Annotated in this window: 5 protein-coding genes; 2 read left to right on the forward strand and 3 right to left on the reverse strand. The window is 36.7% G+C overall.

What is annotated here, in order from left to right; all coding sequences use genetic code 11:
• Nucleotides 1-42 precede the first annotated feature (42 nt).
• Entirely contained in the window at nucleotides 43-612 is a 570-nt protein-coding gene (locus ACM03V_RS25195) for a nuclear transport factor 2 family protein (RefSeq protein ID WP_414623543.1), read from the reverse strand.
• 377 nt (nucleotides 613-989) lie between these two features.
• Between ACM03V_RS25195 and ACM03V_RS25200 the strand changes: the two genes are divergently transcribed.
• Nucleotides 990-6,860 (forward strand): AAA family ATPase, encoded by a 5,871-nt coding sequence (locus tag ACM03V_RS25200; RefSeq protein WP_414623544.1) that lies wholly within the window; start codon nucleotides 990-992, stop codon nucleotides 6,858-6,860.
• A 439-nt stretch (nucleotides 6,861-7,299) separates the two neighbouring features.
• Here the strand turns inward: ACM03V_RS25200 and ACM03V_RS25205 are convergent, their stop codons facing one another.
• Entirely contained in the window at nucleotides 7,300-8,916 is a 1,617-nt protein-coding gene (locus tag ACM03V_RS25205) for a cation:proton antiporter (RefSeq protein WP_414623545.1), read from the reverse strand.
• A complete protein-coding gene (locus tag ACM03V_RS25210) occupies nucleotides 8,916-9,467 on the reverse strand; it encodes a PadR family transcriptional regulator (RefSeq protein WP_414623546.1) in 552 nt (183 codons plus the stop codon). The genes ACM03V_RS25205 and ACM03V_RS25210 overlap by 1 nt, the downstream gene beginning before the upstream one ends.
• 139 nt (nucleotides 9,468-9,606) lie before the next feature.
• Here ACM03V_RS25210 and ACM03V_RS25215 point away from each other — a divergent pair, with 139 nt between their 5' ends.
• The gene (locus ACM03V_RS25215) at nucleotides 9,607-10,929 is read left to right on the forward strand and encodes an efflux RND transporter periplasmic adaptor subunit (RefSeq protein ID WP_414623547.1); all 1,323 of its coding nucleotides are present in this window, start codon (nucleotides 9,607-9,609) and stop codon (nucleotides 10,927-10,929) included.
• Nucleotides 10,930-11,033 lie beyond the last annotated feature (104 nt).

Below are 11,033 nucleotides of genomic sequence, written 5' to 3' on the forward strand. Positions count from 1 at the left end.
CTTTTTTGTGGGAATAATTTTTACCAAATACAGTTGTTAAAATTAAGAGTTAGGCATCGTTAATGCAGAACCATTGGTGGGAGAGGAAAGATTTAGGAATGTAATCAGCTTGAGCGTGCGACGGCGAATTTTCCAACGCCCATTTTGTTTAATTAATTCATCTTCATAAGTACCATTGGCTACATCAATACTAGTGTCAGAAATTTTGTGAGTTGCCTGTAAGTAAGAAGTCATCGTCGCAGTATTACCGTTAACGTCAATGTTGACTGTACCAATCAGATGTTGTGTAGCGACATAACCGTTTCCTTGAAATACTGAAGCAACGAAATCCGCCCATTCGTCTGTGCCTGTACGGCTAGCGCTAGCTCCATCGGGGAAAATTGCAGTAATCTCTGCATCCTCTGTAAAACAATCCTGATAAATATTCTTTCCTTTTTGAATATCTCCCGCTCCAATCGCGTCGGTTCCCAGGGCATAACAAACTGTTAATTCTTCAATATCTGACTTGGCGTTGGGTTGCGATGCAGAAGCCAATTCAAATGTCCCACCAACCATTACCAGCAAAGTAGCAATAATAACAATCAAGGTTTTGAAACCTTTAAAGCGCCACATGAATTTTGAGGCAATTAACCTATTTCTCTTCGTTTTTTCCATCTAAGCCTTGTCTCTCCAGCTACGTTATTAAACTTACACATCAAACAAATAAAGTATAACCTAAGACTCTATAGTTAAGTCAAAATACTTATACATTTAAGATAAGTAAAATAAATTTTTAACAGATATTACAGTGAAATATCTCTACAGGTAGCAAAACCAACAAGCAAAAATTAAGCCCAATTTTCTTGAGAAATGTTATTTTTTATCTCCGAAGAGGGAATACTAATGCATGTGTATGCAAGCCGACATAATATGGTTTCTCTTTGCTGCTTAAATTTGCATTCCGCAGGATTGAGAAATAAAACCTAACTAAGAAAATGAGGAAATTAATAATGACAACCAATATTCCTACTCCTGCAATATCGGGATATTCAATATTTGAACAGGTATATTATGGTTCTAGAACATTAGTTTATCGAGCTATTAGAGAAAACGATTCTTTGCCAGTTGTCATCAAAATTCTTACTTCAAAATATCCTAGTTTTAGCGAGCTACTACAATTTCGCAATCAGTACACTATTACAAAAAATCTTCATATACCGGGTATTGTTCATCCTTTATCACTGGAATCCTATGGCAATAGTTACATTTTAGTAATGGAGGATTTTGGTGGAGTTTCTCTAAATGAATATGCTATAAATATAGATTATCAAAATGTAGTTGATTCTCAAAATGTCTTTTTACAAGAATTTTTGTCTATCGCCCTCCAGCTAGTTGATATTCTCCACGAATTATACCAAAACCGGATTATTCACAAAGATATTAAACCCGCTAATATTCTGATTAATCCTGAAACTAAACAAGTTAAACTGATTGACTTTAGCATTGCTTCTCTACTTCCCAGAGAAACCCAAGAAATTAAAAATCCTAATGTCTTAGAAGGGACTTTAACTTATATTTCTCCCGAACAAACCGGAAGGATGAATCGCGGAATTGACTACCGCAGCGATTTCTATTCTCTTGGTGTGACATTTTACAAATTACTCACCGGAGAATTACCATTTAACTCTGAAGATCCAATCGAGTTAGTTCATTGTCATATTGCGAAGAATCCTCCCGAAATTAAAAAACCTAAACCTCGCCCTAGCCCTCTCCTTAACAAGGAGAGGGAAAAAGAAATTCCCCAAGTACTTTCGGATATCGTCATGAAATTAATGGCAAAAAACGCCGAAGATAGATATCAAAGTGCATTGGGTTTAAAGTATGATTTACAGGTTTGTTTAACGCAACTTCAAGAAACAGCAAAAATTGCAAATTTTAAAATAGCACAATGGGATATTTGTGACAGATTTATTATTCCTGAAAAGTTATATGGGAGAGAAAATGAAGTTGAGCAATTATTAGCTGCGTTTAACCGAGTTGCTGGTACTCCTTCCCAGGCAGAGCTTTGTAACGAAAGGAATGAGGAAAAAGCGGAATTAATGCTCGTTGCTGGTTTTTCTGGTATTGGGAAAACTGCTGTAGTCAACGAAATTCATAAACCAATACTTAAACAGCGCGGCTATTTTATTCAAGGTAAATTTGACCAGTTTAATCGTAATATTCCGTATTCCGCATTTGTGCAAGCATTTCGCGATTTGATGGGACAATTACTAACAGAAAATGAAGAGAAAATCCAACAATGGCAAGAGAAGTTACTTTTAGCATTAGGTGATAATGCCCAGGTAATTATTCAAGTAATTCCGGAATTAGAAATTATTATTGGAAAACAGCCTAGCGTGCCAGAATTATCGGGTACGGCAGCTCAAAATAGATTTAATTTATTGTTTCAAAAATTCATTCAAGTATTTACAAATAAAGAACATCCATTAGTAATATTCTTGGACGATTTACAATGGGCTGATTCGGCTTCATTAAAGCTGATGCAATTACTCATGAGTGAGTCAGTTCGTGGCTATTTACTATTAATTGGTGCTTACCGAGATAATGAAGTTTTTCCGGCTCATCCTTTGATGTTGACTTTAGATGAAGTGAGCAAAGCAGGTGCAGTAGTTAATACGATTACTTTGCAACCATTAAGTCAAGATAGCTTGAATCAGTTGGTAGCGGATACTCTTAATTGTCCTGGAAATTTAGCACAGCCATTAACACAGCTAATTCTTCAAAAAACTAAAGGTAATCCATTTTTCAGCAGTCAATTCCTGAAAAATTTACATGAAGAGGAGTTTATTACATTTGATGTAAATGCAGGTTATTGGCAATGTAATATCAGCAAAGTTCGAGAAGCAGCTTTAACAGATGATGTCGTTGAATTTATGGCATTGCGATTGCAGAAATTGCCAGAAAAGACTCAGAATATTTTAAAATTAGCAGCTTGTATTGGTAATCAATTTGATTTAGAGACACTGGCAATAATCTCTCAAAAATCAAAAACCGAGACTGCTACAGTTTTGTGGAAAGCTTTGCAGGAAACTCTTATATTACCCCAAAGCGAGGTTTATAAGTTTTATATTCAAGAGCAACAAGTCGATCCAGAAAAGTCCCAAGTTGTTCATTTTAAATTTTTGCATGACAGAGTACAGCAAGCAGCTTACTCATTGATTCCACAAACACAGAAACAAAAGACACATTTGCAAATTGGGCGATCGCTGTTAGATTGTATTCCCGTAAACGAGCAAGCAGAGCATATTTTTGATATTATCAACCAGTTAAATATTGGCAGAAGATTAATTGATGATATCGGAGAAAGAAGTCAATTAGCTAAAGTAAATCTCATTGCTGGCAAAAAAGCCAAAGTCTCAACAGCTTATACTGCGGCTGTTGAATATGCTCTAATTGGACTAGAATTTCTCAGCGAAGATAGCTGGGAAAATCAATATAAATTAACTTTGGAATTGCACGAATTAGTTGCTGAAGCTGGTTATTTGACTGGAAATTTTGAGCAGATGCAACGGTTTACAGAAATTATTTTGCAATATGCCCAAACATTATTAGACAAAGTACCCGTTTACGAAATTAACATAACTGCTGGCGTTGTTCAAAGCAAACAATTAGAATCAATTAAAACTGCTCGGTCAATTTTACAACAATTAGGTATTAATTTTCCAGAACAGCCAACATCTGATGATATTCAGCAAGGTTTTGAGCAAGTTATTGATAATTTGCAGGGGAAATCGATTGCGGATTTAATTGATTTACCGATAATGAAAAATCCCGAAAATATTGCAGCAATGAAAATTTTGATGCGAGTTATTCCTGCTGCTTTTCAAAGCGATCCGGTGATGGTTCCCTTAATAACCTTTGAAATGGTTAAGTTATCGATAAAATACGGAAATACAGCCGTTTCTGCCTACGGTTACAGTTTGTATGGATTACTTTTGTGTGGAGCTTTCGGTGATATTAAGGCTGGTTGTGAATTTGGAAAATTGGCTTTGGGTATATCATCACAACTTAATACTTCAGAATTAAAAGCAAAGATATTAACTGTTGTCAATGCCCATGTAGTTCATTGGCAACAACATATTAGAGAAACTTTATCACCTGCGATTGAAGGTTATAAAACAGGGTTAGAAACAGGTGACTTAGAATATGCTGGTTATTGTGCTTACATTTATCCAGTTCATTCGTTTTGGTTAGGAAAAGAACTACAAATACTGGAAAAAGAGTTCACGCTTTATATTGATTCTTTAAACCAAATCAAGCAAATTGTTGCTTTAAATTGGAATTGTATCTATCAACAAACTGTTTTAAACTTACAGGATAAATCCGAAGATTTGTTTAGTTTAATCGGCACAGCTTACGACGAAAAAAGAATGCTGCCGCTACATCAACAAGCTAACGATTTATATACAATTAATCATCTATTTATTAATAAACTCTTTCTCTGTTATTTATTTGAGCGCTATGACATGGCATTAAATCATGCCGAAATAGTAGAAAATTCTCAAGGAGGAGTAACAGGGCTAGTTGTTGTTCCTTTGTTTTATTTTTATGATTCTTTAGTACGATTAGCACTTTATTCTGAAGTTTCAGCATCCGAACAACAAGCAATTCTAGAAAGAATCCAAGCTCATCAACAAAAAATGGAAATTTGGGCAAATCATGCTCCGATGAATCACCAGCATAAGTATGATTTAGTATCAGCAGAAAAATCTCGAATTTTAGGACAGAAAATAGAAGCCATTGAACTTTACGATCGAGCTATTTCTGGAGCCAAAGCCAACAAATACATCCATGAAGAAGCCCTTGCCAACGAACTAGCAGCCAAGTTTTACTTAGATTGGGATAAAGAAAAAGTTGCTGCTGGCTATATGCAAGAAGCTTATTACTGTTACGCTCGTTGGGGAGCCAAAGCCAAAACCGATGATTTAGAAAAACGCTATCCTCAATTACTTGCACCAATCTTGCAAGCACAAAAAAATAGTTTTCAAATCAGCGAAACTCAGATTCAATCCTTACAAACTATCCAAACAAGTCGCTCTAGTAGTAGTATTTCTGATACTTTAGATTTCGTCAGCATTCTGAAAGCGACACAGGCTTTATCAAGTGAAATTCAATTAGAAAACTTAATTTCAACTTTACTGCAAATAGTAATCGAAAACGCGGGAGCAGAAAAAGCAGCTTTAATTTTCTTAAAGGAAGATAACCATCATTTAGAAGCTATCGCGACTAAAGATAATGGTGTAACTCACTTATCAATACCATACGAAACCAGCAAAGACATTCCTTTAAAATTAATAAATTACGTCAAACGCAGCTTAAAAACTATTGTGCTTGATAATCTCAGCGTTGAAAACGATTTTGCCACAGATGAATATTTAATACAGCAACAACCCAAGAGTTTATTATGTACGCCGATTTTAAAACGAGGTAAATTAACCGGGATGCTGTATCTAGAGAATAAATTAACAAAAGGTGCATTTACACGCCAAAGATTGGAAGTAATTAAACTTTTATGTACCCAAGCTGCTATTTCTTTAGAAAATGCTCGTCTTTATAAATCACAGCAAGAAACTAATACATTGCTGAATTCACTCTTGCAAACAATACCAGATTTGTTTTTTGCTAAAGACTTGCAAGGAAGACATATTGCAGTCAATTCTAATTTAGCTAAATTCTTTGGTAAACCTATTACAGAGATTATTGGTAAAACCGATGCGGAATTGTTTCCTCCAGAAATAGCCGCAGTCGCAATGGCTAAAGACAGAGAAATCATGACTAAAGAAATTACCGAAACTTTTGAAGAACTTGTACCAATTAAGGGAGAAAACTGCACTTATCTAACCGTTAAAACACCTTTAAAAGATTTTCAAGGAAGTACTGTAGGGATGATTGGTATTACTAGAAATATCACCGACAGAAAACGAGCAGAAGACGCAGTAATTAAAAAATCAAAAGAGTTAGAAAAAGCTCTACAAGAATTAAACCAAGCCCAGTTACAAATGGTGCAAAATGAAAAAATGGCGACTTTGGGTAATTTAGTTGCCGGAGTAGCACACGAAGTTAACAACCCTATTGGATTTCTCAAAGGTAGTATTAGCAATGCCGAAGAGTATATTAAAGATTTATTTGCTCACATAGAATGCTATCAAGAAAATTACCCGACTCCAGAATCACAAGTTATCGAAAATGCCGAAGATATTGATTTAGAATTCCTCAGCGAAGATTTACCAAAATTGTTAAATTCGATGAGGTTAGCAACAGAACGGATTAAAGATATTAGTACAAGTTTACGAACTTTTTCCAGGGCAGATACATCTGAAAAAGTTGCTTGCAATATTCATGAAGGTATTGATAGCACGATTTTAATTTTAAAATATCGTCTCAAAGCTAACGATAAACGTCCGGCAATTGAAATTATTCAAGAGTACGGACAATTACCACCAATCAAGTGTTTTTTAGGGCAATTAAACCAAGTTTTTATGAACATTATTGCCAATGCCATAGATGCTTTAGATACAGTCAGTGAAGGAAAAACATTTTCTGAAATACAAGCAAATCCTCATAAAATAACTATCAAGACTGAACTTGTTACCGAGAATAACGCAATATTAATTCGTATCAAAGATAATGGTTATGGAATGCCTTTGGCAGTTCGAGAACGTATATTTGATAATCTTTTTACTACCAAAGGAGTCGGTAAAGGTACGGGATTGGGACTTGCGATCGCCCGCGCAATTGTTGAAGAAACTCACGCTGGTAAATTAAGCTGTAATTCCACAGTTGGGGAAGGAACTGAATTTTTAATTGAATTGCCGGTTTGATCGAGTTGAAAGTTTGTAGTAACTTACATCTTGCACCACTATTGTTAAGAGGATGTTTGAAAAGTCAAAAAGGTTACTTAAAACCTCTCTCTAAATCTCTCTCCTACTAGGAGAGAGACTTTGAAACCCTTATTATTCCGTTTCCCTTCCCTAATAGGGAAGGGGTTAGGGGTTAGGTTTCTAGGATTTTGATGTTAAACATAATACGCATTCTTACATCCTCTAAGCCCGAATTTCACGGATATCAATTTCAACGCTCATATACAAAGTACGTTAAAACGCACTAAAAGCCACTTCTAGTCTGATTTATCAGACTTTGTTTGTGAGCCTTGGAATTTATTCCAAGGCGATTGTGAAAGCTAACTAAAAATGATCCAATAAGTTCGTAGTAAGCGATTTATCGCTTTTTATTTAGGGCTAAAGCCCTTACTACGAACCTCTAGTCAATTAAAGTCACAGGAATCGAACTTGATGCTAATACAGTTTGTGAAACGGAACCCACCAAAACTTTATCCCAAGACTGATGCCCCCGCTTACCGATAACAATATCAGTAACTTGATAATCCTTAGCGACGCGAATAATTTCTTCTGGAATTGAACCCGTAACGGTAATAAACTGATGGCGAATATCTGCTAAAAGCCGTTGAGATGTTGATTTTTGAAACTCTACTTCTTGAGGATTATTTGTTTGAATAACGTGTAATACAATCACCTCACCATCACTACGACGGGCAATATCGGCAGCTTTAGTTAACACTTGAGTTGCTACAGAAGAGGTATCAACGGCAGCTAGCAGCAGAATTGAACGGGTAACTCCTACCTTGGTGGGATCTACTTCACCCTTTTCTAACAATGTTGGTGCAAAAGTGGGGATTGCCCAGGCTCCTAGAGGTGCAGTTACTAAGATAGATAAAGCGGCGATCGCTAATATTGTTTCTCCTCCTTCAATTCCTTGTGCCAGGGGAATCGCTCCAATTGCGGCTTGAACTGTGGCTTTTGCTGAGTTTCCAGGTAGTAAAAAGAACCGTTCTCGCCAGTTCCAGTTACTTCCGACTGTAGATAAATACCATCCGATAGCCCTTCCTATCAAGGTTCCAATTGCTAGAATTATTAATCCCGGTACTAAAGTCTTTTCTAACACCTGTATTTGAATACTTGCCCCTAATAATACAAATAAAATGATTTGCGCTACTACCCATAAACTATCAAAACCAGAGCGCAATTTTCTTGCTAAGGGAGCATCAAATTCAATTAGGAAAAAGCCCGTTACCATCACTGCTAAATAACCGGAAAACAAAGGTAAAATCTCTGCTAAAACTACCAGCAATAATGCTAAAGTTGCCGCGACTAAAGTATCTTGTACCGTACTTTGAGTCCAGTTTTGCTTAGCTAAGAATAAAACTAAGATTTTTGCAGTTGCTAAACCGATGATTACTCCTAAAACAATTTGACAAATAATTTGAATGGGAAGTAATAGAAAAGGATTTAAAGTTAAACCAAAAGGTAATATTATTAAACTAGAGGTTGTTCCCTGTCCCAAAAAATTCAGTAATAAACTAAATACTAATAGAAGTAAAACATCTGATAAAGCACTTCCGGTAAGTATGGCATCAGGGATTCCTTTATTAACACCCCAACCCAAACTTTTTAGCCGCAGCATTCCCGGTACAATTACCGCAGGAGATTCGGCTCCAATAATACAGCCTAATAATAATCCTGTAGGGAAATCGAACTTAAAAATCCACATTGCAGCCAAAGCAATAATTAAAGCTTCGCAACTCGCAGGTAGAAACCCCAACCGCAACGCTACCGTTCCCTGCTGTACCAGTTTTTCTCGATCCAAACCCAACCCAGCCTTCATCAAAATTACCATTACCGCGATCGTTCGCAAAGGAGCAGACGCTGCAAGTACGCCAGGATCTATTAAGTTAGCAGCTTGGGGACCAAGAATAATTCCTACTAAAATCATGCCTACCAATGCTGGAACTTTGAGTCTTTGGGCAATTTGTCCGACGAAAAAGCCCATAAGTAGAATTAAGATAAAACTTTTTAACATCAGTGCAACCGATCGCTTTCATCATTTAATAGCGCGATCGCCTCTTCACACCAAGCAATGCGATAAGTTTCGTAACGAATACCGCAGCGCAAAGTTATGTAAAGACATTTTTGTTCATAAGATAACTGAGAAATATCGGGAAATTCTTGCTGTTCTATTTCTTTGTAAACTGACAATTTTTGCGAGTGAATTTGATGATGTCGTTCAATCTCTTGCAGAATAACCGATTTAGGCACTAATTTGGCTGCAATCACTTTGACTAGTAACTCTTCACGAATCGCCATAGGTTCTACTGGTTCTACTAGCCAGGTTTTTAGTGTTTCTACCCCAACTTCGGTAACTCGGTAGAGCTTTTTATTAGGACGACCTTCTTGAGGAATCAATTCTGAGGAAATCGCACCATCTTTTTCTAATTTACCTAGTTCTCGATATATCTGCTGCTGGCTTGCTTGCCAATAATATTTACTGGTTAGAGAAAACTTCTTCCATAAATCGTAACCACTGTAGGATTCGGAACCCAATGTTGCCAAAATTGTGTGCGCTAGTGACATTTTTTAAATAAACAGCTATCAAATTTAGCTTGACATACTCAACTTGTTTTATATAATTTAACTATATACACAACTTGTTGTATATGCCCAATTTGCATTTTTTTGCATTTTATTAATCATCTTTCTCTGCGATGAAATCATGAATCAGCAGTCTATCCCAGAAGTTTTGGAACGGGAAAAATCATTTCCAGTTAGAAAATGGCAGTTATTTTTAGCTGGTTCAATTATCTTACTGGCTGGCGTGGGAATTGGTAAATTTAATGGGAAGTTTGAGCCGAATGACACCAGCGTTCAAGCGCAAACTCAAGCTCAACCACTTCCGGTTGAAACAACTAAAATTCAATTAGCCAAAAATTACCAAACAGTGCAAAGCTATACGGGTGAAGTTGTAGCGATGCGTACTAGCGAAATTGGTTTTGAACGTAGCGGTAAATTAGTAGAAATATTGGTAGATGAGGGAGATAGGGTTAGGAAAGGGGCAATTTTAGCCAAATTAGATACAGCTAATTTGCAAGCCCAACGTCGCTCTTTAGTTGCTCAAAAAGCACAAGCAGAAGCGAGACTGGTGGAACTCAAAAATGGTGCGAGAAGAGAACAGATTGCAGCAGCGAAAGCCAGTGTTAGAGACTTAGAAAGACAATTAAAATTAGAAGAATTAAAAACCCGTCGCCGAAAATATCTTTACGAGCAGGGAGCGATTTCTAAGGAGCAATTTGATGAAGTTGCTTTTAATTCCCAAGCTTTATCGGAGCGTCTGAATAATGCTCAAAGCAACCTTGAAGAATTGCTCAACGGGACTCGTTACGAACAAAAAGCAGCCCAACAAGCAGCAGTTGACCAATTATCGGCTGAAATTACCAATTTAGATATAACTATTGCCAAAAGCACTCTGAAAGCTCCTTTTACCGGGATTATTGGACTTCGTTCTGCTGATGAGGGGACGGTAGTTGAAGCTGGTAAATCGGTAGTACGTTTAGTCCAAGATAGTCAACCAGAAGTAAAAATTGGGGTTCCGATTAATGTAGCTGGGAAATTAGTATCTCAGAGTCAGCAAGAATTAGAGATTGGGGGAAAACCTTATTCAGCTAGGGTAAAGTCAATTTTACCAGAAGTAGATTCAGCTACTCGTACTCGAACGGTTATTTTACAGCTACCATCAACAGCTAAAGTTTCCCCAAGAGAAATTGCTCGGTTCAAAATTTCTCAAACCATTGCTACAGAGGGTTTTTGGCTACCGATTACAGCATTAGTAAAAGGCGATCGCGGTTTGTGGTCATGTTATGCGGTTGTTGATGAAAAAGATGGTAATTCAAAAGTCGAACGTAGATTAATAGAAGTATTAGAAACCAACGGAAAAAGGGTTTTAGTTAGAGGGACAATTCAAGCAGGAGACACAATCGTTACTGACGGTACGCAAAGACTTGTTCCCGGTCAATTGGTTAGTAAAGAAAGTGAGGAATAGGTAATAGGAAATAATGAGAATAAATAATATTAATAATATTCAAACTGCTTAATTAACTAATACCTCTGTGTTCCTCTGCGTTAACCTCCGCGAGCCTTTGCGTT

The organism is Calothrix sp. CCY 0018, assembly GCF_963920925.1.
Taxonomy (GTDB): domain Bacteria; phylum Cyanobacteriota; class Cyanobacteriia; order Cyanobacteriales; family Nostocaceae; genus Rivularia.